The sequence below is a fragment of the Streptomyces sp. NPDC088725 genome (genome assembly GCF_044751305.1).
Lineage (GTDB): Bacteria > Actinomycetota > Actinomycetes > Streptomycetales > Streptomycetaceae > Streptomyces.
On record NZ_JBIVLO010000004.1, the window covers coordinates 323,429 to 350,266 of the forward strand.

Genomic DNA, 26,838 nt, shown 5'->3' on the forward strand with positions numbered 1-26,838 from the left:
GTCCACAGACTGTGGATCATCGGCGCACACAATTCCACAGGGTCCTGACCAGCGGTGATGTGGTTCTCGCTGGTGCCGCTGTGGACGCATCCTGAACAACTTCCCTGTCCCCAGGCTGTGGACGACCGAACGGCTCGTTTTCTGTGGAGAAGCCCGCCGGGACGGCCCGTATTCGAACAGCGGTGATGAGGGTACGACGAAGGGCGCCCGGGATCTCGGTCCCTGGCGCCCTTCGTCCGGCCTCAACGGGCTGCCCCGGCCTGCCGGTCGGGACAGCCGGGGTCAGCCGTTCTTGATGCGGTTGGTGAGTTCGGTGACCTGGTTGTAGATGGAACGCCGCTCGGCCATCAGCGCGCGGATCTTCCGGTCCGCGTGCATCACCGTCGTATGGTCACGGCCGCCGAACTGCGCCCCGATCTTGGGCAGCGAGAGGTCGGTCAGCTCACGGCAGAGGTACATCGCGATCTGCCGCGCGGTCACCAGCACCCGGCTCCGCGACGAGCCGCAGAGGTCTTCCACCGTCAGGCCGAAGTAGTCGGCGGTCGCCGCCATGATCGCGGCCGCGGTGATCTCCGGAGCCGCGTCCTCGCCGCCCGGGATCAGATCCTTGAGGACGATCTCCGTCAGACCGAGGTCGACCGGCTGCCGGTTGAGCGAAGCGAACGCCGTCACCCGGATCAGCGCGCCCTCCAGCTCACGGATGTTCCGCGAGATCCGGGACGCGATGAACTCCAGCACCTCGGGGGGCGCGTTCAACTGCTCCTGTACCGCCTTCTTGCGCAGGATCGCGATACGCGTCTCCAGCTCGGGCGGCTGTACGTCGGTCGTCAGACCCCACTCGAAGCGGTTGCGCAGCCGGTCCTCGAGGGTGATCAGCTGCTTGGGCGGCCGGTCGGAGGACAGCACGATCTGCTTGTTCGCGTTGTGGAGCGTGTTGAAGGTGTGGAAGAACTCCTCCTGCGTCGACTCCTTGCTCGCCAGGAACTGGATGTCGTCGACCAGGAGGATGTCGACATCGCGGTAACGCTTGCGGAAGGTGTCGCCCTTGCCGTCCCGGATCGAGTTGATGAACTCGTTGGTGAATTCCTCGGAGCTGACGTATCGCACCCGGGTGCCGGGGTACAGGCTGCGCGCGTAGTGCCCGATGGCATGGAGCAGGTGGGTCTTGCCGAGCCCGGACTCCCCGTAGATGAAGAGGGGGTTGTACGCCTTGGCCGGCGCCTCCGCGACCGCGACCGCCGCCGCGTGCGCGAACCGGTTGGACGCCCCGATGACAAAGGTGTCGAAGAGGTACTTCGGATTGAGCCGTGCGTGCGGCTCGCCGGGCCCGGGGGCCGGGGCGGGCTGAGCGCCCAGCGGCCCGGGCGCTCCGCGGTGCCGGCCCCCGGGGTGACCGCCGTCGTGGCGCGCCGCCTGCGGGTCCTGCAGATCGTGCCGCTCGGGGCGCTGCTGCTCGTACTGCGGGCGCTCGGGCCCCTGCGGCTGGCGGTAGTCGTGCTGCGGCTGCTGGGGGCGCGCGGTGGCGTACGGATCGCGGTCCTGGTATCCGCCGGATCGGGGCTGCTGCCAGGAAAGGTCCTCCTGGGTACGAGGCCAGGCGCCGGGGTCCGGCCGCTGCTGCAGGTAGTCCGGATACGCGGGACGGACCGAGGGCATCCCGTCGTCGGACGGGTGGTGCCCGTAACTGTCGTATTTATCACTCTGCCGCTGCTCGTCGTGGGACGGGCCCTGGTAGCGGTGCTGCTGGGGAATGGGCGGCGCCGGCGGCGTGGGCTCGCCCGAGGAGTCGTCGACCGTGATGGCGATCCGGATGGGCCGGCCGCACTCATGGCTCAGGGTCTCGCTGATCAGCGGGGCGAGACGCCCTTCGAGGACCCGCTTGCCCCATTCATTGGGGACGGCGAGCAGCGCCGTGTCGGCGACCAGGGCCAGCGGCTGGCAGCGCTCGATCCACTGTTTGTCCTTCGGCTCGATGCCCTGCTGGCCCTCCCTGAGGAGCTGCTCCAGCACGCGTGGCCACACTGCGGCAAGATCGGCAGGAACATCAGCCACAGGGCACGCTCTCTCGCAGGTCCCACGAATGTGTGCTTCTCGGGACGGGGTGGGAAGACCGGCAGGAAATGAAGCCGGAGTTCAGCCAAGGTAGTCAGGCCGACCCGCGTGGTTCAAGTTGTTGTCCACAGCCTGTGCACAATGGGGGCAGGCGACTGACTGGTTTGACCGGATGGCGTAGTCGCGCGTACCGTGACCAGGTCGAGTTGTCGATGGCTGCTGCCGCCTGCCTCCGATGGGCAAAGATCACGATCTGTGGTTGTGAAGCGGTGCACTCGGGCGTAAACGCGAGGGCTACTCGTGGGCGCACGGTGACAGCCAGGCGATTTACACGCCACTACCCACTTTTCTGGAGCCCCCGAGTGAGCAAGCGCACCTTCCAGCCGAACAACCGTCGTCGTGCCAAGACCCACGGGTTCCGCCTGCGCATGCGCACCCGCGCCGGCCGTGCCATCCTCGCCACCCGCCGTGGCAAGGGTCGCGCCCGTCTGTCCGCCTGATCGTCTACAGGTCATGACGTGCTGCCTACCGAGCATCGGCTGAGGCGGCGCGAGGACTTCGCGACCGCGGTACGCCGGGGACGCCGGGCCGGTCGCCCGCTTCTCGTCGTCCATCTACGCAGCGGTCCAACGGACCCGCACGTACCGGGGGGGAATACTCCCCCGACGCGTGCGGGTTTCGTCGTGAGCAAGGCTGTGGGCGCGGCAGTCGTACGCACCCGGGTGAAGCGGAAACTTCGCCATCTCATACGCGAACGACTGTCCGTGCTGCCCCCCGGTAGCCTGGTTGTCGTACGGGCGCTCCCCGGTTCGGGTGACGCCGAATACGCACATCTGGCCCGAGACCTGGATGCCGCTCTCCAGCGGCTGCTGGGAGGGGGCGCGCGATGAAGTACCCGCTGCTGGCTCTCATCAAGCTGTACCAGTGGACGATCAGTCCCTTGCTGGGACCCGTCTGCAGGTACTACCCGTCGTGTTCGCACTACGGGTACACGGCCATCGACCGGCATGGCGCGGTGAAGGGAACGGCCCTCACCGCCTGGCGGATCCTGCGGTGCAACCCGTGGTCCCCGGGTGGCGTGGATTACGTTCCGCCGCGTAAACGGCCGCGTTGGCACGAACTGCTGCGCAACGCGTGGCGCGGAAGCAAGGGCGGACACTCCGCCGTCGGCGCGCCTTCCGGGGGATCGGTCCCCGAAACCCCCAGTCCGGCCGCAGAGACCTCGCCCAAAGCTCAAGGAGCCTGATTAGTGGACACGATTGCCAGCATCTTCAGTTTCATCACCACGCCTGTTTCGTGGGTCATCGTTCAGTTCCACGCGTTGTATGGAGCGATTTTCGGTGCCGATACAGGCTTGGCCTGGGGACTGTCCATCGTGTCCCTGGTGGTACTGATCCGGATCTGTCTGGTCCCGCTTTTTGTGAAGCAGATCAAGTCGACCCGGAACATGCAAGTGCTCCAGCCCAAGATGAAGGCGATTCAGGAGCGCTACAAAAACGACAAGCAGCGCCAGTCCGAAGAGATGATGAAGCTGTACAAGGAGACGGGTACGAACCCGCTCTCCTCGTGTCTTCCCATCCTGGCGCAGTCACCGTTCTTCTTCGCCCTGTATCACGTGCTCTCGGCCATCGCGAGCGGCAAGACCATCGGGGTCATCAACCAGTCGCTGCTCGACAGCGCGCGTCAGGCGCACATCTTTGGCGCACCCCTCGCGGTGAAGTTCACGGACGGCGCCGACAAGGTGGCGTCCCTGGGCGCCTCGCAGACGAACGTGCGCATCGTCACCGCCATCATGATCATTCTGATGTCGGCGTCGCAGTTCTACACCCAGCGCCAGCTGATGACGAAGAACGTCGACCTCTCGGTCAAGACGCCGTACATGAACCAGCAGAAGATGCTGATGTACATCTTCCCGGTGATCTTCATGGTGATGGGTATCAACTTCCCCGTCGGCGTGCTCGTCTACTGGCTGACCACCAACGTGTGGACCATGGGCCAGCAGATGTACGTGATCAACCAGAACCCGACGCCCGGCTCCAAGGCTCAGGCGGCGTTCCTGGACCGTCTGCTGAAGAGCGCCGTCGCTCACGGCGAACTGCGGTCCAGGCGTAAGCGCAACATGGTCAAGGCGATCGTCGCCAAGGGCCCCGACCGCAACGACGTGGAGCGCAAGTTCATCGGCAGCCTCGCCAAGGCGGGCATGGCCGCGCAGTCCGACGGTTCGGTGATCAAGAGCGACACCATCGCCGTCGAGGCGGAGGCCGGCGCCGCGGCGAGGCGGCAGCAGCCGAAGCGCCAGACGAAGTCGAAGCGACAGGCCGCCGTCACCACCCAGTCGGGTGCGGCAGCAAAGACCGTGGAGACGGGCGCCACCAAGACCGCCGACGACGCGGCCGACAAGCCCTCGCTGAAGAAGGACGAGCCGCAGGCCACCCGGGCCAAGGCGTCGTCGAACAAGCCTGTCGCCGGTGCCGCACGCCAAGCCAAGTCGGGGCAGCGCAAGGGCCAGCAGCGGCCCAAGCACCCGTCCAAGAAGTAAAAAGGAGTCCATCCGTGACGGAAGGCACCATCTCCGAGGCCACCGAGGGAGGCGACACCCTTTCCCGCCTGGAGCAGGAAGGGGAGATCGCCGCGGACTACCTCGAAGGTCTGCTCGACATCGCCGATCTCGACGGTGACATCGACATGGACGTCGAGGCCGACCGGGCCGCGGTCTCGATCATCAGCGACTCGGACGGCCGGGATCTGCAGAAGCTCGTGGGACGCGACGGTGAGGTGCTTGAGGCGCTTCAGGAGCTGACCAGGCTCGCCGTGCACCGGGAGACCGGTGATCGCAGCCGCCTGATGCTGGACATCGGGGGTTTCCGGGCGAAGAAGCGCACCGAGCTCGCAGAGCTGGGCGCGAAGGCGGCGGACGAGGTGAAGAGCACCGGTGAGCCGGTGAAGCTGAACCCGATGACGCCCTTCGAGCGGAAAGTCGTCCATGACGCCGTCGCGGCCGCCGGGCTGCGGAGCGAGTCCGAGGGCGAAGAACCGCAGCGCTTCGTCGTGGTGCTTCCGGCCTGACCGGCCTCCCGTTTTTTCGGCCCCGTCTGTTCGCAGGCGGGGCCGAACTCTGTCAGCCCGATAGTCAGCCACCAGTTGGTGGTTCGGTATGGAAGGACGGTTCCCGTGACGGAGGAAGCAGAGCTTTCCCCAGCGCCGGAAGAGGCTCGGACGGTTTTCGGCGAGTTCTTCCCGGAGGCTGTGCGCTACGCGGAGCTGCTGGCCGACGCCGGGGTCAAGCGCGGTCTGATCGGTCCGCGTGAGGTCCCACGTCTGTGGGAGCGGCATCTGCTGAACTGCGCCGTACTCTCCGAGGTCGTACCCGAAGACGTCATGGTGTGCGATGTGGGGTCGGGTGCGGGGCTGCCGGGAATCCCGTTGGCGCTCGTACGGCCCGACCTGAAGATCACGCTGCTGGAGCCCCTGCTGCGGCGGACGAACTTCCTGCAGGAAGTGGTCGAACTGCTGGGCCTGGACCATGTGACGGTGGTGCGTGGGCGGGCCGAGGAAGTCCTCGGTACGTTGCAGCCGGTCCATGTGGTGACAGCGCGCGCGGTGGCTCCGCTGGACCGCCTGGCGGGCTGGGGAGTGCCCTTGCTCCGTCCCTACGGGGAGATGCTGGCGCTGAAGGGCGACACAGCCGAGGAGGAGATCAAGGGCGCTCGCGCGGCTCTCGGCAAGCTCGGTGTGGTGGACACGTCGGTGCTGCATGTCGGCGAGGGCATCGTCGATCCGCTGGCCACGGTGGTGCGGGTGGAGGTCGGCGAGAGCCCCGGCGGGGTACGGTTCGCGACGAAGCGGGCCAAGGCGGCCAGGGCCGGACGTGTGAAGCGCCGCCGCTGAGCCGTACAGTCCGTAGTGTTTATCAGTGATGCTCCATACAAGCAGCCATACCTATGCATCGCGGAGTGTCGTGACGATCTGACCCTGTGGCCCGTGCACTGTGTTTCACGTGAAACGTAGCTCAGTGCTGCAGGGCATCATCGGCCGCGGCCGCGCGGCTGCCACACCGCGCGGCCGAAAGCCCCCCAATAGAGGGACGAGGTTGTCCACAGATGTGGATTCCTCCACAGAACCAAGGGCCTCGCTGGTTCACGACCCCGAAAGCATGGCAGGCTCTGTTCATTGCGAGTCTGAAGTCGAGGAGAGTGAATCCTTGCGGTCCGACGCCAACATCGCGGGACCGATGACCGACCCGGTCCCCGGTCCCCGCAACGAGTCGGCGGGGGAGGATGTTTCACGTGAAACACCGCCCCCGATGGACGACACCCCCATTGGCCGTGCTGCCCAGCTGGCCGTGGAAGCACTGGGCCGCGCCGGCGAGGGGCTGCCTCGCCCGGAGCAGACGCGTGTCATGGTCGTTGCCAATCAGAAGGGTGGCGTAGGAAAGACCACTACGACGGTCAACCTCGCCGCCTCGCTCGCGCTCCACGGTGCGCGGGTGTTGGTGATCGACCTGGATCCACAGGGCAACGCCTCCACGGCGCTCGGGATTGACCACCACGCCGAAGTCCCCTCGATCTACGACGTCCTGGTGGAGAGCCAGCCCCTCTCAGAGGTGGTTCAGCCTGTCTCGGACGTCGAAGGTCTCTTCTGTGCCCCCGCCACCATCGATCTCGCCGGTGCGGAGATCGAGTTGGTGTCACTCGTGGCACGGGAGAGCAGACTCCAGCGAGCGATCGAGGCATACGAGCAGCCGCTGGACTACATCCTGATCGACTGTCCGCCGTCGCTCGGCCTGCTGACCGTCAACGCGATGGTCGCCGGCGCAGAGGTGCTGATCCCCATTCAGTGCGAGTACTACGCGCTGGAGGGTCTGGGACAGCTGCTGCGCAACGTCGACCTGGTGCGCGGGCATCTCAACCCCACGCTCCATGTATCGACGATTCTGCTCACTATGTACGACGGCAGGACGCGCCTTGCCTCGCAGGTGGCGGAGGAGGTGCGGAGCCACTTCGGCAAGGAGGTGCTGCGGACGAGCATCCCTCGTTCCGTGCGTATCTCGGAGGCGCCGAGCTACGGACAGACGGTGTTGACCTATGATCCGGGTTCCAGCGGATCGCTCTCGTATCTCGAAGCCGCCCGCGAGATCGCCCTGCGAGGGGCGGGGGTGCACTATGACGCCCAGAATGCCCATGCGGGCATCCAGAACACTCAGCAGAATGTGTCGGAGGGGATCCAGTGAGCGAGCGACGTAGAGGGCTGGGGCGTGGGCTCGGTGCGCTGATTCCTGCCGCTCCGCAGGAGAAGCAGGTGCCGTCTCCCGGAGAGGCTTCTTCGGGTGCGGCATCCGTGCTGACCGCGGAGCGCGGGGTCGCGGCGGCGAAGGTGACCTCGCTGCCGCAGGCGCCGAAGGTGCCGGATGCCGAAAAGACGCCGCCGGAGCCCGAGGCCACCCCGGAGCCTGAGAAGGCTTCCGGGGCGTATTTCGCGGAGCTGCCGATCGACTCGATCACGCCGAACCCGCGTCAGCCGCGCGAGGTGTTCGATGACGATGCTCTGGCGGAACTGGTCACCTCCATCAAGGAAGTGGGTCTTCTCCAGCCGGTCATCGTCCGGCAGGCGGGCCCGGAGCGCTTTGAGCTGATCATGGGTGAGCGGCGCTGGAGGGCCTGCCGGGAGGCGGGCCTGGAGCGCATCCCGGCGATCGTCCGTGCCACGGATGACGAGAAGCTGCTGCTCGACGCGCTGCTGGAGAACCTGCACCGTGCTCAGCTGAACCCGCTGGAAGAGGCAGCCGCCTACGACCAGTTGCTCAAGGACTTCAACTGCACGCACGACCAGCTCGCCGATCGGATCGGACGCTCCCGGCCGCAGGTTTCCAACACCCTGCGCCTGCTGCGGTTGTCTCTGCCCGTCCAGCGCAGGGTCGCTGCCGGTGTGCTCTCGGCCGGTCACGCGAGGGCGCTTCTCTCGGTGGACGACTCCGACGAGCAGGACCGGCTGGCACATCGCATCGTGGCCGAGGGGCTTTCGGTGCGTGCGGTCGAAGAGATCGTGACCCTGATGGGTTCCCGTTCTCAGAGCACGCCCAAGGCGAAGGGACCGCGCGCCGGTGCCCGTCTGTCTCCGGTGTTGTCCGATCTCGCGTCGCGTCTCTCGGACCGCTTCGAGACGCGGGTGAAGGTCGACCTGGGACAGAAGAAGGGGAAGATCGTCGTCGAGTTCGCGTCGATCGACGACCTCGACCGCATTCTCACCGCGCTCGCCCCCGGCGAAGGACGAGTCATGGACTCGAGCCTGTCGGAGGACGGCGAGGAGGACGAAGAGAGCTGAGCCCCCTGCGCGACCACGTCGCGCGAGGTGAAAGAGCGGTCCGTGTTCCAGGCTTACCGGAACACGGACCGCTCTTTTCTGTCTCTCGGTGTGCAGGCGGCCTTTGCGGATACGATGCGTTCATGGGCCGCCGCTTGGTACCGCTCACCTTGGACAACCTCCCGGATCTGCCTGCGCGGTGCCGTGGGTGTGTCTTCTGGGAGCTTGATCCGGTCAGTGGGGAAGCTGCGGTCAGGGCCGGCAGGCCGTCAGTGGAGAAGGAAGCCTGGATCTCTGCCGTTCTCCTTGAATGGGGATCCTGCGGCCGCGTGGTGTACGTGGACGATGTGCCGGTTGGCTTTGTGATGTACGCGCCGCCGGCGTATGTGCCGCGCTCCACCGCCTTTCCGACCAGCCCGGTCTCTCCGGACGCCGTGCAGTTGATGACGGCCTGGATCATGCCGGCATACCAGGGGCAGGGGCTCGGACGGGTGATGGTGCAGACCGTGGCCAAGGACCTGCTGCGGCGAGAGTTCAAAGCCATCGAAGCCTTCGGCGATGCCCGCTGGAAAGAACCGGCGTGTGTGCTGCCCGCCGATCATCTGCTGGCGGTGGGCTTCAAGACCGTGCGACCGCATCCGAGGTATCCGCGTCTGCGGCTTGAGCTGCGGACCACGCTCTCCTGGAAAGAAGACGTGGAGCTGGCGCTGGACCGGCTGCTGGGAGCGGTGAAGAAGGACCCGGTGCTGCGGCCGCTGTGAAGCAGAAACGGTCCCGTCCCCCAGCTGGGGGACGGGACCGTTTCACGTGAAACATTGAGCTTGGGCGTCAGGCCTTGGTGGCTTCCTCGCCGATGAAGCTCTCCAGGTCGCGTACGAGCGCGGCCTTCGGCTTGGCACCGACGATGGTCTTGGCAACCTCGCCGTTCTGGTAGACGTTCAGCGTCGGGATGGACATGACGCCGTACTTGGCTGCGGTGGCCGGGTTCTCGTCGATGTTGAGCTTGACGATCTGGATCTTGTCGCCGTGCTCGGCCGCGATGGCCTCGAGGGACGGCGCGATCTGACGGCACGGCCCGCACCAGGCGGCCCAGAAGTCCACCAGCACAGGCTTGTCGGCCTTGAGAACGTCTTCTTCGAACGAAGCGTCGGTCACATGCTTCAGGTCGCCGGCCACGGCGGCCTCCTTAATTTCGTGGGGTGTGCGATCGGTAGGGAACTCAGACTCCGGCGGTCTTCTCCGGCTCAGCGGCCTTCTCGCTGTCGCTGAGCGCCGCGAGGTAGCGCTCGGCGTCCAGGGCGGCGGAGCATCCTGTGCCCGCAGCGGTGATCGCCTGACGGTAGGTGTGGTCGACGACGTCACCGGCGCCGAAGACACCGGCCAGGTTGGTCCGAGTAGACGGAGCGGCGACGGTCAGGTACCCCTCGCCGTCCAGGTCGAGCTGGCCCTTGAACAGCTCGGTCCGCGGGTCGTGTCCGACTGCGATGAACAGTCCGGTCACGGCGAGCGCGGAGGTCTCGCCTGTCGTGGTGTTGCGCAGCGTCAGGCTGGAGAGCTTGTGATCGCCGTGGATCTCAGCGACCTCGCTGTCCCAGGCGAACTTGATCTTCGGGTCGGCGAAGGCACGGTCCTGCATGGCCTTGGAGGCCCGCAGGGTGTCCCGGCGGTGGACGATCGTGACGGACTTGGCGAACCGCGAGAGGAACGTGGCTTCCTCCATCGCGGTGTCGCCACCACCGATCACGGCGATGTCCTGGTCCTTGAAGAAGAAGCCGTCACAGGTGGCACACCAGGAGACCCCTCGACCGGAGAGCGCGTCCTCGTTGGGCAGCCCGAGCTTGCGGTGCTGCGACCCGGTGGTGACAATCACGGCCTTGGCGCGGTGCACGGTGCCGGCCGTGTCGGTGACCGTCTTGATGTCACCGGTGAGGCCGACCGAGACGACATCGTCCGGAACCAGCTCCGCGCCGAAGCGCTCCGCCTGTGCCCGCATGTTGTCCATCAGATCGGGGCCCATGATGCCGTCGCTGAAGCCCGGGAAGTTCTCCACATCGGTGGTGTTCATCAGCGCACCACCGGCGGTGACGGCGCCCTCGAAGACCAGCGGCTTCAGCGACGCGCGCGCGGTGTACAGCGCGGCCGTGTAGCCGGCGGGCCCGGAGCCGATGATGATCACATTACGGACGTCGCTCACGGGTTTCTTCCTCGTCTCTGAAGACTGCCTACTGCCTGTGGGAGCCGGGTCTACGACTCCCACCCCACGCAACGGATCCTACGGGGCTTACATTCCCGGGATACCCCTGCGGCGCGACGAGCATCGTCAGCGACGGGGGTAGGAATGCGTCAGCAGGACCTTCCCCTTGGTGGCCGAGGCCGTGTCGACGCAGGTCGCGTCGATCACGTACGCCTGCACCTGGGTGCTGTCGGCGGGGTCCGGGAAGACAACGAGGTATGCGCCACTGCCCTGGAAAGTACCGCGCTCGACGGCCAGGGCGGCTTCCGTGCGGCCGGTCCCCTGCTGGATGCAGCCGGGCACCGCGGGTACGGGCTGGAGCAGGGTGTTCGGCCGGCTCCGGTCAGCGGTGGCGGAGCCGCCCGGCTTGGGCGGCTCCGGTGTCATGGCCGCCGGCCCGGAGGCCAGGAGTGCGTCCACACTGGCCTGGAGGCGGTCCCCAGCGAATTCCTGACCGCCGTCCCTTCCGGAAGGTGTCCGGGCGCCGGCCGCAGCGCTTGCCGCGCTGTCGCTGGATGTCTGCCCCATCGAGTGGAGCAGGAGAATGCTGACACCGATGGCCGCTGCTCCGAAGACCGTCCCGAGGACGACAGCGCGACGGTTGCGACGCCGCACAGTACGGTCGCGACCGGGGCCGGTGGCTGCCCTGGGACGCCCGGCGGGACGGTCGATGCGTGCAGGTTCGGTCGGGGTGGGTTCCGCCGAGGCACCCGTAGCCGGGCCGGTCGACGTCTCAGACGTGGCCGACGTTTCACGTGAAACATCAACGGCGTCGGCGGAGATCACGCCCTGAAGCGCCTCGGCGGCCAGAGCCGCGTCGATCCGTTCTGCCACATCTGCCGGCATCGGAACCGGTGCGGGCAGCTCACCGAGCAACCCCTTGATCTCTTCCAGTGAGTCATGCACGTCGGCGCAGAGCGAGCAGCCTTCGAGATGCCGCCTTATGCCGATGGCGCGGGACGGTGAGAGGAGACCTTCCGTGAGGTCGGCGATCTCAGAAACGTCCGGGTGCTGAGCCGTGTCGGCTGCCGATGTCATGCACTCCCACCTCCGCCCTTCACTTCAGCGGGATCGCTTGTTCCCGCATTCCTCTGTTCCGATACCGCTGGGACGGACGTCCCCGCCGGTCGGTTCCTTCCGGCACGGGGGAAGGCGCTGTCGCCGGGACTCCCGCGCAGATGGGTGAGCATGGGCAGAAGTCTGGCCCGGCCGCGCGCACAGCGGCTCTTCACGGTTCCGGCGGGGACGCCGAGCACGCGAGCGGCTTCGGCGACGGGATACCCCTGCATGTCCACGAGGATGAGAGCCGCGCGTTGCTCGACGGGCAGCTTGGCCAGCGCCTTCATCAGCTCGCGGTGCAGATCCTGACGCTCGGCGGGCGCTTCGGCGGATTCGTGAGGCTCGAGAAGCTGTTCCATCCGCTCGGTGTCGTCCGTGGGAGCGGTCTTGCGGGACGACGCCTTGCGCACGCGGTCGAGACAGGCGTTGACGGTGATCCGGTGCAGCCAGGTGGTCACGGCGGACTGGCCGCGGAAGGTGTGGGCGGCGCGGAAGGCGGAGACCAGGGCGTCCTGGACGGCATCGGCCGCCTCCTCGCGGTCTCCCAGTGTGCGCACCGCGACCGCCCAGAGCCGGTCGCGGTGCCGCCGCACGATCTCGCCGAAGGCCTCTGGGTCGCCGGCGACATGCGCGGCCAGGAGGTCCTGATCGCTTATGTCACGGGGTGCGGCGTCGTCCAACGGTGAGCACTCTCCCCTGGTCGCGTCAGCCGGTGACGCTGATCTCCGAGACCTTGCCCCGGAAGTTGCCCGGGCTGATCTGCGGCAACTTGGTCAGCCAGACCAGAACGTACCGCGCCTGGACCGGCTTGCCGGGCTTGAGGACGACTTTCTCACCGGATCCTTCGGCAACCTTCTTGAAACCGTCCAGGGTGGTCGGCTCCGTCGTGGTGTCCGCGGACGCCGCTCGCAGCTCCACCGAGGTGTTGCCGCCGAGGAACGAGACGTTCACCGTGCCGACCGGCTGGCTCTTCCCGAGATCCAGCACGATGCCCGCGCCCGACTTCAGGTTCCCGAAGTTCGGCGTGGAGGAGTAGCGGACGGTCTGCCAGAACGTGGACGGGTCGCCGTCGTAGCTGTTCTGTATCTCGTCGGGATTCTCGACCCCGTTGCCTTCCGGGTCGAAGTCACGGGCGCCGGTGATGGTGAGCGGCTTACCGGATCCGAGGAGCTTGTCCGTGTCCTCTTTGGTCGTCTGGGTGTTGGAGGGATCCGTCGGCTTCTCCTTGGGCTCCAGGAGACGGTCGGCCACCTGCCAGCTGCCCAGCCCGAGGGCGGTGATGAGGAGAGCGGCGACGAGCCACTTCAGGGTCGTGCCCGTACGGCTCTGAAGCGGCGGCGGGGGCACGGGCGGGGCAGCGACAGCCGCTCCGGGACCGGCCTGCGTCCGCCCGTACGTACCTTGCTGGTACGTGGTGCGCTGGTAGTCGGGCGGCGCGGTGAACGTGGGCTCCGGCGGCCGGACACGTGGCATCTCGGCGATGGCCTTGGCCAGTTCGTCGGGGGTGGTGCAGGGTGGTTCCTGGCGCGAAGCCGTGGCGCCGTCATTGATCAGAGCCCGCATGGCGAGTTCGGACAGACCCCGGTGGACTCCGGCGCGCACCTGGTCGGGGGCGATGAGACCCACCCCCTTGGGAAGCCCGGAGAGGCCGTAGGCATCGGTCTCGTACGGCCAGCGCTGGGTCAGCGCGGCGTACAGCAGAGCACCGATCGCCTCGGTGTCGGTGCGCTGGGGCCGTTCGGCGCGGATGCCGCGCAGCGCGGCGTTCACAGCGAGGCCGCGGATGCGGTACTGGCCGCTCGAGGTCCGCAGCACCGCGCCCGGGGTCAGCCTGAGATGCGCGAGACCTTCCCGGTGAGCGGCTGCCATGGCCTGGGAGACCTGGCTGACGAGCTGGTAGGCGTCGTGCGCCTCCATCGGCCCGGCAGAGAACAGCGCGGTGAGTTCGACGGCGTCAGGCAGCCATTCATGGACGACGTAGACGAGGTCGTCCTCCTCGACGGCGTCCAGCACCTGCACGAAGCGCGGGTCGCCGAGGAGCGCGGCGGATCTTGCGGCCGCCAGCACAGAACGGGCTCGCGGGTGGTCGGCGGGCAGCAAATGCACGCCGACGGCGCGGCGCAGCTTCTCGTCGACCGCACGCCAACTGCTGAAGCCGTCCAGACGGGTGACACACTCCTCCAGGCGGTAGCGCCTGGCGAGCTTGTGCCCGCTGTGCAGCTCGGGCGTCGCGCCTGCCGGCTCCTCGCTCAGCTGCTCGCTGCCCCTCTCCGGTGCGGACTCTTTCTCGGTGCCCTGGGCTTTCGCCACCCCGTCGGTCGTGGCCTTGTCCGCCTTGGCGGTCAGCGGCTTGTCGCCGCTGTTGTCGGCCACGTCGACGGCAGCCGTGCTACGTTCCGCCACCGTCGCTCCTGCCTCCCCATCCGTTGCGCACTATCCAACAGCCAAGCCAATTGTGCCCACAGTCCGGCACTATGCACGACACGCGGCAACCGCCGATGGTTGTGCCAGGCCGCTTGCCCGCTACCTCCCGAGGCGACCGCGCACCATGCCGACCATCGCGTTGATCTCCTCGATTCGCATCTTCTTCGCAGCGACGTAGAAGACGGCCAGCAGGACGATGCCGCCGCCGACCAGTGCCGCCAGTGAGCCGACGGCACCGTTGCCCACCGCGCCCAGTACGACGTAGGCGACTCCGCCGGCGGCGATGGCCGCCGGGACGGACGCCAGGCAGAGACGTGCGTACGTACGCATGACACGGCCGCCGTCCAGATCGCCGCCCAGCCGGTTCTTGAGCCTGCGCCAGGCGATCCCGACGCCGACGGCGTAGGCGAGACCGTACGAGGCGGCCATGCCGACGACGGCCCAGTGGGCGGGCAGCGCCACGTAGGCGATGGCGGAGGCGCCAGCGTTGACCGCAGCGACGATGACCGTGTTGTAGAAGGGGGTCCGGGTGTCCTCATAGGCGTAGAAGCCACGCAGCACGACGTACTGCACGGAGTACGGAATAAGGCCGAGGCCGAACGCCATCAGGATGAAGCCCATGGACCGCGCGGAGTCCAGGCCGCTCGACGAGAACATCAGGGTCGACATCGGGACACCGAGCGCCAGGAACGCGAAAGCGATCGGGACGATCGCGACTGCGGAGTTGCGCAGGCCCTGGGAGATGTCGTCGCGCACCGCGCCCGGGTCATTGTCGCTGGCGGCACGTGAGATACGCGGCAGCAGGGCGGCCATGACGGAGACGGTGATGATGGCCTGCGGCATGCCCCAGATCAGCTGGGCGTTGCTGTACGCCAGGATGCCGGCGCCGTCCTCGCCCGAGGCCTTGCCCGCGGCGGTGGCGAGCTGGGTGACGACCAGGACGCCCGCCTGGTTGGCGAGGACGAACAGGACGGTCCACTTGGCCAGCTTGACCGTCTTGCCGAGACCGTGGCCCTTCCAGTCGAACCGCGGACGGAACCGGAAACCGGTCTCACGCAGGTAGGGGATCATCGCGAGGGCCTGGACGGTGAGGCCGAGCAGGGTGCCCACGCCGAGCAGCCGTACGCCGTCCGGCGGGATCGTCTTGACCGTCATGCCGGAGTCCGCCGCGGTGCCGTACACCCAGATGAACAGGCCGAACGTGGTGATCATGACGACGTTGTTGAGGACCGGGGTCCACATCATCGCGCCGAACTTGCCGCGCGCGTTCAGGATCTGGCCCATGACCACGTGCACACCCATGAAGAAGATCGTGGGCAGGCAGTAGCGGGCGAAGGTGACCGCGACGTTGTTGGCGGCCGGGTCGTCGGCGATCGGCACCGACATCAGACGGATCAGCAGCGGCGCGGCGAAGACCACCACCGCCGTGATGGCGCCGAGCGCCACCATGACCAGCGTCAGCAGCCGGTTGGCGTAGGCCACGCCACCGTCCGCGTCGTTCTTCATCGACCGCACGAGCTGCGGTACGAAGACGGAGTTGAGGCCACCGCCGACGGTGAGGATGTAGATCATCGTCGGCAGGGTGTACGCCACGGTGAAGGAGTCACCGAGCAGCGCGGCGCCCAGGGCCGCGGTGATCACCAGGCTCCGCACGAAGCCCGTCAGCCGGGACACCAGCGTGCCGGCGGCCATCAGCGCACTCGACTTGAGCAGACCGCCGGCCTTGCCACCGGACTTCTTGGCCGGCGGCGGCGTCTGGACCGGGGCGGGCTCGGGCGCGGTGCGCACCTGCCCCGCGCGCTGCTGGTCGCGGTAGAGATGCGCGAACGCGTCCGTCGGCGGGGCCTGCGTACCGGCCCCCGAGGCCGGCTCGCCGATCCCCGTGAACTGCACGGTCCCCGCGTCGTCCCCGAACGGCAGACTGCCGGAGGGCCCCTCGGGCTCCGCCGGCGTGGTCTCGGCCCAGACAAGGGGATCAGGGGTGTACTGCTGCGCGGGCTGCTGCTGGTACAGCTGTGCCGTCTCCTGCTGGGCGCTGGAGGGCGGCGGGTGCGCGGCGCGGTCGTAGAGCGCGTCGGTCACCGGATCCTGTGTGGAGCGGTCCTGTGCCCAGTAGGGATCCTGGTTGTAGGAGTCCTGGAGATACGGATCCTGGGAGGCCGGCGGCGGAGGCGGAACCTGACCTGCCGGATCGCCGCCCGCGCCCTGTCCGCGGTCACCGTCGTACGGCGCGTTCATGGTTACCCCACCTCATCGTCCCCGGCCGACCGGCCGTGGCGTCGCTCAACGGTCCACTTTCTCACCCGTGCCCGACGCGTCCGTGCTTTCCGGTCCGGTGTCCGGTGTCGGGTCACTCGGCTGCTCGGGATCGGTGTCCTCCGCGGCCGGCGTGCTTTCTGTGTCCTGGGTGTCGGCGTCGTCCGCGGTGTCCTGGGACCCCGCGGCGGCCTTACGGGCTGCTGCCCGCTTGCGCTGGCTGTACATCTTGACCCCGGCGAGGACGAGGAGCAGTACCCCGCCGGCGATGACGAGCATCACGGTGGGGGTGATCTCGGAGACCTTCACCGTGAACTGCATGGCGTTGCCGTACGGCTTGCCGTCGACTGTGTAGAGCTGGGCGGTCACCTGAACCGGGCCGTTGGCGTTGCCCGCGCCGGTGAACTTCACCGACTGGCTGTGCCCGCCGTCGATCTTGACCGGCTCCTCGGTGACCACGTGGTCACCGTCGATCCTGAGACGGTTCGGCTGCTCGGACGTGAGGCGCAGCACCAGATTCTCCACGCCCTGAACCAGCTGGTTCTGGACGGTCACGGGGATCGTCGCGCTGCGTCCCGACAGGGTGAGCGCGGACTTCTGGATGAGCTGCACCTCTGCGGTCAGACCCGAGAGGTAGTTCTGCACTCCGAAGCGGTACTGGTCGCCGCCCGCGTGGTCCTCGCGCCAGGGCGTCGACATCGTCCGGTAGATCGCGTTGGCGAAGGGGGCTTCGACCCGGTCGGGCGCGCTGAGGATGGCCTTGAAGCTGTCCAGCTGGTCCTGCGTGGCCTTTATGTCCTGGAACGCGTCGGTCGACAGCTCCTGGCCTCGGAGCTTCTTCGGGTAACGGGAGGAGCTGGGGACCCTGGTGTTCGCGTGGTCGTCCGGCGCGGCCGCGGCGGCGGCCACCAGGTCGGAGGGCTGCGACCAGCGTTCGGGGTCCAGGGAGTGCAGGGCGCGCGCCATCGTCTGCGCCTGTGCGGCGGTCGGCATCCGCTGAGGAGCGACGACGATGCTGCGCTGCTTCGACGGCTGCTGAAGGGTCAGGGCCAGCGACTGGGCGAGGAACTTCTGCACCGCGAGGGTCGAGGCGCCGGCCGCCGTCAGATCGCCCTGGAAGGCGGTCGAGAGCCGGGAGTCGGCGACGACCGCGGTCGTCCCGCCGCCGATGGGCCGGGCGGCGGTGGGGGTGTACGGCAGGTTGTCCTGCAGGCTGTCGCTGCGGGTGATCACCTTGTGCGCACCCGCCGAGGTGGCGACGTCGACGATGGAGGGGTCGATCGCGCCGTCCAGCGGCCAGGCGAAATCGGTGGTCGGATCGACGTGAAGGATGGTGGCGACGGTGGTCTTCGCCACTTCGGTGGCCGGCTGGAGGTGGCTGAGGGAGCCGGAGACGTTCTTGCCCCGGTGAGCCAGCGAGGCCAGGTCCGGGTCGGCGAACGGCAGCGCGACGACCTTGCGGCCGTTCACGGCCTTCTCCAAGGCGTCGAGCCACTGATTGGCCACTGCCTGGTACTGGCCGGGGACGGTGGTGTCCCCGCTCCTGACGCGGTAGTTCCGGGTCATCGCGTCGACCGTCGACAGCAGATCTGGATCGATGACCCAGGTCACGGGAAGCTGGGCGCCGAGCGAGACCATCTGCTCCAAGCGGCCGCCCGTGGCGAGTTCCTTGGCCAGATCCTCATTCGCGAAGACCGGGGTCTGCTGCTCGTCGGAGCCGGTCTCCGCGGTGAGATGCGTCGAGGTGATCAGCGGCCAGAGGTAGGTGAACTGCGTCTTCTTCTCCGTGGCCTCGGGCTGCCAGGGGAGGAAGGTGCGCTGGACGCCCAGCACGCGTTCGTACGGTGAGTCGGACGTCTCGCCGGTCAGGGACACCCCGAGCTGATAGACGCCCTCGTCGCTGAGCCCCAGCTCGCTCACAGGGACGGCGAGGGAGAAGTCGTACGGAATGCCCGAGGCCAGCTTCGGCAGAGTGACCTTGTACTTGCCGCCGACCGGCGGCACATCGGCCGACGCGACGGCGGAGTGCGCGGCGGCGTCATCGATGGCGGTCCTGCCGGACAGCGGTGGTCCCACCCGGACATCGACCTGGGCGTCGCTGACCGTGCGCTTGCCCTTGTTGGTCACCGTGCCGGAGATCGTGAGTGTGTCGCCCTTCACCGGTGCGCTGGGCGACAGCGTGTTGAGCGCCACATCGACCGCGGGCGAGCCACCGGCCGATTCCGCGGCGTGTGCGGCCGGAACAGCCGCACCGGTCGCCAGGAGACCGGCGAGAAGCGGCGCTCCCGCGATCAGAGTGGCGGCACGCCGCACCCATCGGCGGGCAGGAGAATGACCCATCCCCTGGAAGTCTGCCGCCTCGACCACGCGCCCGCCCATCCCTGTCACCGTCGATTGCCGTTGAGGTTGTCCATTGTCGCGTCCAGGCATGGTAACGATGTGCGCTGTGGCGAAGTGCTGGGGTCCGCCCTCCATGATCGGAAGAATCTCATGGGCCGCGGGAATCCGGCGCATCGGAGGCCGTCCGTCTCGAAACCGGGCGGCTCGTACGGGCCGGGACACGTAACCTTTTCTGTTGTGCCGAACGCCAACGAAGACAATTCCAGCGCCCTGAGTCAGGTGCAGCGCCGTGCGGTCAGTGAACTGCTGCGGGTGTCCCCCGTCGCCGACGACCTGGCACGCCGTTTCCAGGAGGCCGGCTTCAGCCTCGCCCTGGTCGGCGGGTCGGTCAGGGACGCTCTCCTGGGCCGGCTCGGCAACGACCTGGACTTCACCACCGACGCGCGCCCCGAGGACGTCCTGAAGATCGTCCGCCCGTGGGCGGACGCCGTGTGGGAGGTCGGCATCGCCTTCGGCACGGTCGGCTGTCAGAAGGACGGCTACCTGATCGAGGTGACGACATACCGCTCCGAGGCGTACGACAGGACATCACGCAAGCCGGAGGTGTCCTACGGGGACTCCATCGAGGAAGACCTCGTCCGCCGGGATTTCACCGTGAACGCGATGGCCGTCGCACTCCCGCAGAAGGAGTTCATCGATCCGCACGGCGGTCTGGCGGACCTTTCCGCGCAGGTGCTGCGCACGCCGGGAACCGCGGAGGACTCCTTCTCCGACGATCCGCTGCGCATGCTCCGGGCCGCGCGCTTCGCCGCGCAGCTGGACTTCGAGGTGGCCCCGGACGTCGTGGCGGCGATGACGGAGATGTCGGACCGCATCGAAATTGTCTCGGCCGAGCGGGTGCGTGACGAGCTGAACAAGCTTCTGCTGTCGAGGTACCCCCGCAAGGGCCTGGCGCTCCTCGTCGACACGGGTCTCGCGGGGCGGGTGCTCCCCGAGCTGCCGTCACTGCGCCTGGAGAGCGACGAGCACCACCGGCACAAGGACGTCTACGAACACTCCCTGACCGTCCTGGAGCAGGCCATCGACCTCGAGGAGGACGGGCCGGACCTGGTGCTGCGGCTGGCGGCTCTGCTGCACGACATCGGCAAGCCCAGGACACGGCGCTTCGAGAAGGACGGCGGGGTCTCCTTCCACCACCACGAAGTGGTCGGCGCGAAGATGACCAAGAAGCGGATGACCGCGCTCAAGTACTCCAACGACCTGGTCAAGGACGTGTCCCGGCTCGTGGAGCTGCATCTGCGCTTCCACGGCTACGGGGCGGGCGAGTGGACCGACTCGGCCGTACGGCGCTACGTACGGGACGCGGGGCCGCTGCTGGGGCGGCTGCACAAACTGACCCGCTCGGACTGCACCACCCGGAACAAGCGCAAGGCGAATGCCCTGTCACGGGCGTACGACGGCCTGGAGGCGCGTATCGCCGAGTTGCAGGAGCAGGAACAGCTGGACTCGATCAGACCCGATCTGGACGGCAACGAGATCATGGAGATTCTGGGGATCGGTCCGGGGCCGGTGATCGGCGCGGCGTACACATTCCTGCTGGAGCTGCGGCTGGAGAACGGGCCGATGGAGCGTGACGAGGCGGTCTCGGCGCTCAAGGACTGGTGGGCCACGCAGGGCTGACAGTGGGCAGTGCTGAACCGAGAGCGGGGGGGTCATGTTTCACGTGAAACATGACCCCCCGTCGTGCCTGAGCGGCCGAATGCCTGCCCGCCCGAGCGCCGGGCCGCTTGAGTGCCTGGCCATCCATGATGTCTCCGTGCGACGTCTCTGTGCGACGCCTCCGTGCGATGTTTCACGTGAAACATCGCACCGGATCAGCCGGCTCGCCTCCACCGGGTTACCGCCACGGCCACGCCCGCGTAGAGCACGGCAACCGTCACCACGAGCGGCGCCGACCGGCCGTCCGGCGGCAGCATCAGGGCGGCGATCGCAGCCGCGCCGACGAAAGCGACATTGAACAGTACGTCGTAGAGGGAGAAGACCCGGCCGCGGTACGCGTCGTCCACGCCCGTCTGCACCACCGTGTCCGTGGCGATCTTCGCGCCCTGGGTCACCAGCCCGAGGGCGAACGCGGCTATGAGGGTGGGTACGGGCAGGAACGGCAGTCCCAGAGCAGGTACGAGGACGGTCGCGGCCCCGGCGCACGCCGCCATCCATCCGTACGGCCCGAGCTTTCCAGCCGCCCAGGGGGTGAGGACGGCTGCCAGGAAGAAGCCCGCGCCGGACACGCCGACCGCGAGACCGAGCAGGGCGAGGCCCGCGGAGTCGTGCCGTGTCCAGGCGTATCGGCAGAGCATCAGCACCATCACTGTCAGCGCCCCGTAGCAGAAGCGCATCACCGTCATGGCGGCCAGCGCACGCGCGGCGGACCGTCGCTCCGCGAGATGCCGCAGTCCGCCGGTCAGTCCGCGCAGCGTGGAGGCCAGGGCCGCCGACAGCCGCGGCTGGACCATCGACGGGTCGGGCCCCAGGAGCCCGCGTGCCATCCGGAGCGAGGCCAGTGCGGCGCAGAGGTAGAGCACGGCGCCCAGCAGCACCACGGCGGCATCGGAGTCCGACAGTCCCAGCCGTACGACAAAGGCGAGGCCGCCGCCGGCGGTCGCCGCGAGAGTTCCCGCCGTCGGCGAGAGGGAGTTCGCGAGGACCAGCTGTTCGGTGTCGGCGACATGCGGCAGAGCGGCGGAGAGCCCCGCGAGGACGAACCGGTTGACGGCCGTCACGGACAGCGCGGAGACATAGAAGAGCCAGTCGGGCACGGTGGCCAGGATCAGCAGCGCCGTGCAGCTCGCCAGCAGGGCCCGCAGCAGATTTCCGTACAGGAAGACCTGGCGCCGCTGCCAGCGGTCGAGCAGGACGCCCGCGAACGGCCCGACCAGCGAATACGGCAGCAGCAGTACGGCCATCGCCGAGGCGATCGCGCCGGGGGAGGTCTGTTTCTCGGGTGAGAAGACGACGTGCGTCGCGAGCGCGACCTGAAAGACGCCGTCGGCCGCCTGGGAGAGCAGACGGACGGCCAGCAGGCGGCGGAAGTCGCTGAGGCGCAGAAGGACGGACAGGTCGCGTACGACGGGCATGGGGGCCAGCGTCACATACGGGCCGGACGGAGAAAGGGGAAGGGTCCCCGACGGACTGTCCGGGGACCCTTCTTACTGCGCGATGGGGCGTGGCCTCAGCCGTCGACCTCGCCGCGGATGAACTTCTCGACGTTGTCGCGGGCCTCGTCGTCGAAGTACTGCACCGGCGGGGACTTCATGAAGTACGAGGACGCGGAGAGGATGGGGCCGCCGATACCGCGGTCCTTGGCGATCTTCGCGGCACGCACGGCGTCGATGATGACACCCGCGGAGTTCGGGGAGTCCCAGACCTCGAGCTTGTACTCCAGGTTCAGCGGGACGTCGCCGAACGCGCGGCCCTCGAGGCGGACGTACGCCCACTTGCGGTCGTCGAGCCACGCGACGTAGTCCGACGGGCCGATGTGGACGTTGTCGGAGCCCAGGTCGCGGTCGCGGATCTGCGAGGTGACCGCCTGCGTCTTGGAGATCTTCTTGGACTCAAGGCGGTCGCGCTCGAGCATGTTCTTGAAGTCCATGTTGCCGCCGACGTTCAGCTGCATCGTGCGGTCCAGGACGACGCCCCGGTCCTCGAAGAGCTTCGCCATGACACGGTGCGTGATGGTGGCGCCGACCTGGGACTTGATGTCGTCGCCGACGATCGGGACGCCCGCCTCGGTGAACTTGTCCGCCCACTCCTTCGTACCGGCGATGAAGACCGGGAGGGCGTTGACGAAGGCGACCTTGGCGTCGATGGCGCACTGCGCGTAGTACTTCGCAGCGTCCTCGGAACCGACGGGCAGGTAGCAGACGAGGACGTCGACCTGCTTGTCCCTGAGGGTCTGGACGATGTCCGCCGGCGCCTCCGGGGACTCCTCGATCGTCTCGCGGTAGTACTTGCCCAGACCGTCGAGGGTGTGGCCGCGCTGGACGGTGACGCCGCTGTTCGGCACGTCGCAGATCTTGATGGTGTTGTTCTCGCTGGCGCCGATGGCGTCCGCGAGGTCCAGGCCGACCTTCTTCGCGTCCACGTCGAAGGCGGCCACGAACTCGATGTCCCGGACGTGGTAATCACCGAACTGGACGTGCATCAGACCCGGTACCTTGCCCGCCGGGTCGGCGTCCTTGTAGTACTCGACGCCCTGGACCAGCGAGGCGGCGCAGTTGCCCACGCCGACGATGGCTACGCGAACCGAACCCATTCCGGTTGCTCCCTGTGTGATCTGAGTGTTGAGCCCCTGCGAAGCGCAGGACCTCACTTGGCGGTGTCTTCGGACGGATCCGGCGGGACCGGGCGTCCCGGGAGCGAACCCCCGGTGGACGCGGTGTCCCGGGGCCGGGGCAGGCCGTCCGTTTCTCCAGTTGTTCCGTTGTGCTCAGCGGGGTTCTCCGGGTCCGGCCTTCGCCGGTCCCGTCCCGCCCGCTCGCTCTCGATGAGCTCGTTCAGCCAGCGCACCTCGCGCTCCACGGACTCCATGCCGTGCCGCTGCAGCTCAAGCGTGTAGTCGTCCAAGCGCTCACGGGTACGGGCCAGGGAGGCGCGCATCTTCTCCAGACGCTCCTCCAGCCGGCTGCGACGGCCCTCCAGCACGCGCATCCGTACCTCACGCTCCGTCTGCCCGAAGAAGGCGAAGCGAGCAGCGAAGTGCTCGTCCTCCCAGGCGTCAGGACCGGTGTGCGAGAGCAGTTCTTCGAAGTGCTCCTTACCGTCCCCGGTCAAGCGGTAGACGATCTTGGCGCGCCGTCCCGCGAGCGAAGCGGCCAGCGCTTCCTCCGAGGCATTGCCCGGTTCCTCGATCAACCAGCCGTTGCCGACCAGCGTCTTGAGGCAGGGGTAAAGCGTCCCGTAGCTGAAGGCCCGGAAGATCCCAAGCGAGGTGTTGAGCCGTTTCCGCAGCTCATAGCCGTGCATGGGAGATTCGCGGAGCAGACCGAGGACAGCGAACTCAAGGATTCCCGAGCGTCTGCTCATCCTTCGCCTCCTCCGCCGTCCGGGACTCTTATGTCGTGCTGATGTATCGACTCGATACATCAGCACGATAGAGGGGAGTTGTGGTTGGGACAAGTGGGGGCAGGGTGAACGGCGTCACATCGGTGATTCTCAGAAAGTAACTTGCCTGATTTGGGGTGAACTTCACTCTAGGTAGGTTTTGACCGTGCGTAGTCTGTGCGGCATGCAGACCACCGGGAACCTGGAGCCGGCAGCGAGCGTCAAGACTGTCGGCTTACCGGATGTAAGCCGGACGAGCCCCAGACCGGGCCGAGCCGCTTTCGTTTCGGGGGGACCGGAACCCACCTGCCGCTTCCAGGCGCAAGCGCCTGCCCGAGGAGTAGTCGTTCGATGAGCGAGCACCGTCGCAAACCGCCACAGCAGCCGGGCGGCGGACGTGCCGCGGCCAGGCGTGCAGCACAGCAGCCAGCAGGCCGCCGCGCGGCCCCTTCCCGAGGAGCCGATTCGGCTTCAACCCCTGGTTCGCACGAAGAGGAACCCGCCTACGGCGGACGTGCCGCGGCCAGACGTGCCGCCCAGCGCGGGGGCCGCCGCGGAGGCGGTGGCCATGACGGGCCGGACCGCAGTCGCGGTGGGCCGCCGGGCAAGAAGCGGATGATCGACTATCCGCGCCACGACAAGTACAGCTGGCGGCGCTGGATGCCGTCCTGGAAGCTGGCCAGCGGGATCTGTATCGCGTTCATCGGCTCGGTCATGGCCGCCAGCACCATCGCGTACGCCCTCGTCGAGGTGCCGAACGAGAACGAGCTGTCCCAGGCGCAGAACAACGTCTTCTACTGGGACGACGACACCCCGATGGTCTCCACCGGTGGTGAGGTCAACCGGCAGATCGTCGGCATCGGCGAGATCCCGATGGCGATGCAGCAAGCGGTCGTCTCCGCCGAGAACAAGTCGTTCTACACGGACTCGGGTATCGACCCGATGGGCATCGCGCGCGCCGTCGTCAACATGGCCAAGGGCGGTAACACCCAGGGTGGTTCCACCATCACCCAGCAGTACGTGAAGAACACCTATCTGAGCCAGGATCAGACCATCAGCCGTAAGGCCAAGGAGATGTTCATCTCCATCAAGGTCGGCACGCAGTTGGACAAGAAGGAGATCCTGGCGGGCTACCTGAACACCTCGTACTACGGACGCGGTGCCTACGGGATCCAGGCCGCTGCCCGTACGTACTACGGCAAGAACGCCGCGGATCTGAGTCCGAGCCAGTGCGCGTTCCTCGCCGCGCTGCTGAAGGGCGCCACGTACTACGACCCCGCGGGCTCGACGGAGATCGACGCGAAGGCCACCCCGCAGGCCAACACCACGCGGGCCAAGATCCGCTGGAACGACATCCTGACGGCGATGGCCGCGAACACGGACATTCCGGCCGCTCAGCGTGCGGAGTACGCAAAGGCGAAGACCGGCGGATTCCCCATGCCCGACGGGCTGAAGAAGAACGCCCAGCTGGGCGGGCAGGTCGGTTACCTGGTGGACCTCGCCAAGGCGTACTTCATCAACAACAACGATCAGGGCATCAAGGCGGAAGACCTCTCCAAGGGCGGCTACGAGATCCACACGACCTTCAACAAGAAGAAGGTCGAGAAGCTGAAAAACGCCGTCGACAAGGTCTACAAGGAGAACATCGACCCCAAGAAGCGCCCGGAGACCGACAAGTACGTCCAGTTCGGCGGCGCGTCCGTCGAGCCGAGCGGAAAGATCGTCGCGATCTACGGTGGCCAGGACGCCACCAAGCACTTCACGAACAACGCCGACACGACGGGTGCGCAGGTCGGATCGACCTTCAAGCCGTTCGTGCTGGCCGCGGCGATGCGGGACGGCGTACGGGACCCCAAGGGGCCGGAGGAGCAGGGTAAGGACCAGCGCACGCTCGTCTCTCCGGACAAGAGCCGCTACAGCGGCAAGAACAAGCTGAAGATCAAGAAATACGACGGCTCGATCTGGACCAACGAGGAAGGGAAGGAGTGGCTGCAGACCAACGACGGCGGGGACAACAGGGGTCCCATCGACCTGCGTGAGGCCATGCAGTTCTCCGTCAACTCCCCGTTCGTCCAGCTGGGCATGGACATCGGTATTCCTCAGGTGAGGCAGTCGGCCATCGACGCCGGTCTGCTGGAGGGTTCCCTCTCCAAGTCCAACGTGCCGTCGTTCTCAATCGGCATCTCCGACCCGAGCGCGATCCGTATGGCCGGCGCCTACGCCACGTTCGCCGCCAGCGGCAAGCAGCGTGATCCGTACTCGGTCAAGGCTGTCGAGCACGGTGGCGAGACCGTCTACCAGCACAAGGAGAAGACGAAGATCGCGTACACGGAGGACGTCGCGGACAACGTCACCGATGTGCTGCAGACCGTCGTCAAGAAGGGCACCGGCACGAACGCGGCGCTTCCCGGGCGGCAGGTCGCGGGCAAGACCGGTACCACCGACGGGAACAAGTCGGCCTGGTTCGTGGGCTACACCCCGCAGCTGTCGACCGCGATCGACATGTTCCGGGTGGACGACAGCGCGGACGTCAAGAAATTCCTCGAGATGTACGGGACCGGCGGCCAGGAGTCGATCCATGGTGCCTCGTTCCCCTCCGAGATCTTCCACGACTACATGATGGAAGCGCTCAAGGGACAGCCGAGCGTGCCGTTCCCGAAGCCCGAGCCCATCGGTGAGGCCGTGTACGGCGGCGGCGCCCAGAGCCCGACCCCGACGCCCACGGAAACGCCGTCCGAGACGCCTTCGGAGACGCCTTCGGAGACGCCGTCCGAGACGCCGTCCGAGACGGCGCCTTCCCCGTCCGAGACCTGTGGGAAGTTCTTCGGGTGCGGCGACGGCGGCGCGGATCAGGGCGGTGCCAACGGCGGCGACGCGGGTGCCGACGGCGGTGTCACCGACCCCGCGACACCGCCGGGAGGCGAGAACGGCGGCGGGCAGAACGGCGGCCAGCCAGGTGGCCAGAACGCCGGACAGACCGGCGGTCAGGACAACGGAGGAGGCGGGGGCATCTTCGGAGGCCCGGGGGGCTGAGCCCCCACCGCCACGAGGGTCACGAGGGCCGTCGCGTCCGT

The 26,838-nt window shown here is 67.5% G+C and carries 22 protein-coding genes; 11 read left to right on the top strand and 11 right to left on the bottom strand.

The features are described from left to right. Positions 1-282: 282 nt before the first annotated feature. The gene (gene dnaA, locus ACIP6N_RS11645) at positions 283-2,052 is read right to left on the bottom strand and encodes a chromosomal replication initiator protein DnaA (RefSeq protein ID WP_401814795.1); all 1,770 of its coding nucleotides are present in this window, start codon (positions 2,050-2,052) and stop codon (positions 283-285) included. Between the two features lie 362 nt (positions 2,053-2,414). Here dnaA and rpmH point away from each other — a divergent pair, with 362 nt between their 5' ends. The 9 genes from rpmH (at position 2,415) to ACIP6N_RS11690 (ending at position 9,113) form a co-directional block, all read left to right on the top strand. Continuing rightward, positions 2,415-2,552, top strand: coding sequence for a 50S ribosomal protein L34 (gene rpmH / locus ACIP6N_RS11650; protein WP_030354375.1), 138 nt, complete (start codon positions 2,415-2,417; stop codon positions 2,550-2,552). An 18-nt stretch (positions 2,553-2,570) separates the two neighbouring features. Next, positions 2,571-2,942 (top strand): ribonuclease P protein component, encoded by a 372-nt coding sequence (gene rnpA, locus ACIP6N_RS11655; RefSeq protein ID WP_401814796.1) that lies wholly within the window; start codon positions 2,571-2,573, stop codon positions 2,940-2,942. After that, positions 2,939-3,298 (top strand): membrane protein insertion efficiency factor YidD, encoded by a 360-nt coding sequence (gene yidD, locus ACIP6N_RS11660; RefSeq protein ID WP_401814797.1) that lies wholly within the window; start codon positions 2,939-2,941, stop codon positions 3,296-3,298. The genes rnpA and yidD overlap by 4 nt, the downstream gene beginning before the upstream one ends. A 3-nt stretch (positions 3,299-3,301) precedes the next feature. Continuing rightward, a complete protein-coding gene (yidC, locus tag ACIP6N_RS11665) occupies positions 3,302-4,591 on the top strand; it encodes a membrane protein insertase YidC (protein ID WP_401814799.1) in 1,290 nt (429 codons plus the stop codon). 14 nt (positions 4,592-4,605) lie between these two features. Beyond that, positions 4,606-5,118, top strand: coding sequence for a protein jag (locus tag ACIP6N_RS11670; RefSeq protein ID WP_401814801.1), 513 nt, complete (start codon positions 4,606-4,608; stop codon positions 5,116-5,118). 105 nt (positions 5,119-5,223) lie between these two features. After that, the gene (gene rsmG, locus ACIP6N_RS11675; RefSeq protein ID WP_401814802.1) at positions 5,224-5,940 is read left to right on the top strand and encodes a 16S rRNA (guanine(527)-N(7))-methyltransferase RsmG; all 717 of its coding nucleotides are present in this window, start codon (positions 5,224-5,226) and stop codon (positions 5,938-5,940) included. Positions 5,941-6,205: 265 nt separating this feature from the next. Further along, entirely contained in the window at positions 6,206-7,282 is a 1,077-nt protein-coding gene (locus ACIP6N_RS11680) for a ParA family protein (RefSeq protein WP_401814804.1), read from the top strand. Then, positions 7,279-8,373, top strand: a complete 1,095-nt coding sequence (locus tag ACIP6N_RS11685; protein ID WP_401814805.1) for a ParB/RepB/Spo0J family partition protein — start codon at positions 7,279-7,281, stop codon at positions 8,371-8,373. Before ACIP6N_RS11680 ends, ACIP6N_RS11685 begins: the two co-directional genes overlap by 4 nt. A gap of 122 nt (positions 8,374-8,495) precedes the next feature. Next, positions 8,496-9,113 (top strand): GNAT family N-acetyltransferase, encoded by a 618-nt coding sequence (locus tag ACIP6N_RS11690; RefSeq protein WP_401814807.1) that lies wholly within the window; start codon positions 8,496-8,498, stop codon positions 9,111-9,113. A 67-nt stretch (positions 9,114-9,180) separates the two neighbouring features. On the opposite strand, the gene trxA is transcribed toward ACIP6N_RS11690, so the two are convergent. From trxA to ACIP6N_RS11725, 7 genes are all read right to left on the bottom strand, one after another. Then, on the bottom strand, positions 9,181-9,528 hold the full coding sequence (trxA, locus tag ACIP6N_RS11695; protein ID WP_401814809.1) for a thioredoxin: 348 nt from the start codon (positions 9,526-9,528) through the stop codon (positions 9,181-9,183). Between the two features lie 43 nt (positions 9,529-9,571). Further along, entirely contained in the window at positions 9,572-10,546 is a 975-nt protein-coding gene (trxB, locus tag ACIP6N_RS11700) for a thioredoxin-disulfide reductase (RefSeq protein ID WP_401814811.1), read from the bottom strand. Between the two features lie 126 nt (positions 10,547-10,672). Next, the gene (locus ACIP6N_RS11705; RefSeq protein ID WP_401814812.1) at positions 10,673-11,623 is read right to left on the bottom strand and encodes an anti-sigma factor family protein; all 951 of its coding nucleotides are present in this window, start codon (positions 11,621-11,623) and stop codon (positions 10,673-10,675) included. Beyond that, positions 11,620-12,324 (bottom strand): RNA polymerase sigma factor SigM, encoded by a 705-nt coding sequence (gene sigM / locus ACIP6N_RS11710; RefSeq protein WP_401814814.1) that lies wholly within the window; start codon positions 12,322-12,324, stop codon positions 11,620-11,622. The genes ACIP6N_RS11705 and sigM overlap by 4 nt, the downstream gene beginning before the upstream one ends. A gap of 25 nt (positions 12,325-12,349) precedes the next feature. Beyond that, a complete protein-coding gene (locus tag ACIP6N_RS11715) occupies positions 12,350-14,047 on the bottom strand; it encodes a protein kinase family protein (RefSeq protein WP_401814816.1) in 1,698 nt (565 codons plus the stop codon). Between the two features lie 120 nt (positions 14,048-14,167). Continuing rightward, a complete protein-coding gene (gene murJ / locus ACIP6N_RS11720; RefSeq protein ID WP_401814818.1) occupies positions 14,168-16,306 on the bottom strand; it encodes a murein biosynthesis integral membrane protein MurJ in 2,139 nt (712 codons plus the stop codon). 45 nt (positions 16,307-16,351) lie between these two features. After that, positions 16,352-18,691, bottom strand: a complete 2,340-nt coding sequence (locus ACIP6N_RS11725; protein WP_401815234.1) for a DUF6049 family protein — start codon at positions 18,689-18,691, stop codon at positions 16,352-16,354. Positions 18,692-18,901: 210 nt separating this feature from the next. Here ACIP6N_RS11725 and ACIP6N_RS11730 point away from each other — a divergent pair, with 210 nt between their 5' ends. Next, positions 18,902-20,344 carry a CCA tRNA nucleotidyltransferase gene (locus ACIP6N_RS11730; protein ID WP_401814819.1) on the top strand — a complete coding sequence of 481 codons (1,443 nt, stop codon included), beginning with the start codon at positions 18,902-18,904 and terminating at the stop codon, positions 20,342-20,344. A gap of 194 nt (positions 20,345-20,538) precedes the next feature. Here the strand turns inward: ACIP6N_RS11730 and ACIP6N_RS11735 are convergent, their stop codons facing one another. From ACIP6N_RS11735 to ACIP6N_RS11745, 3 genes are all read right to left on the bottom strand, one after another. Further along, positions 20,539-21,798, bottom strand: a complete 1,260-nt coding sequence (locus ACIP6N_RS11735; protein ID WP_401814821.1) for an MFS transporter — start codon at positions 21,796-21,798, stop codon at positions 20,539-20,541. A gap of 95 nt (positions 21,799-21,893) precedes the next feature. Further along, positions 21,894-22,976, bottom strand: a complete 1,083-nt coding sequence (locus ACIP6N_RS11740) for an inositol-3-phosphate synthase (protein ID WP_401814822.1) — start codon at positions 22,974-22,976, stop codon at positions 21,894-21,896. 53 nt (positions 22,977-23,029) lie between these two features. Then, the gene (locus ACIP6N_RS11745) at positions 23,030-23,746 is read right to left on the bottom strand and encodes a helix-turn-helix transcriptional regulator (RefSeq protein WP_401814823.1); all 717 of its coding nucleotides are present in this window, start codon (positions 23,744-23,746) and stop codon (positions 23,030-23,032) included. Positions 23,747-24,115: 369 nt separating this feature from the next. On the opposite strand from ACIP6N_RS11745, the gene ACIP6N_RS11750 reads away from it, so the two are divergent. Beyond that, a complete protein-coding gene (locus ACIP6N_RS11750; RefSeq protein ID WP_401814825.1) occupies positions 24,116-26,797 on the top strand; it encodes a transglycosylase domain-containing protein in 2,682 nt (893 codons plus the stop codon). Positions 26,798-26,838: the final 41 nt, after the last annotated feature.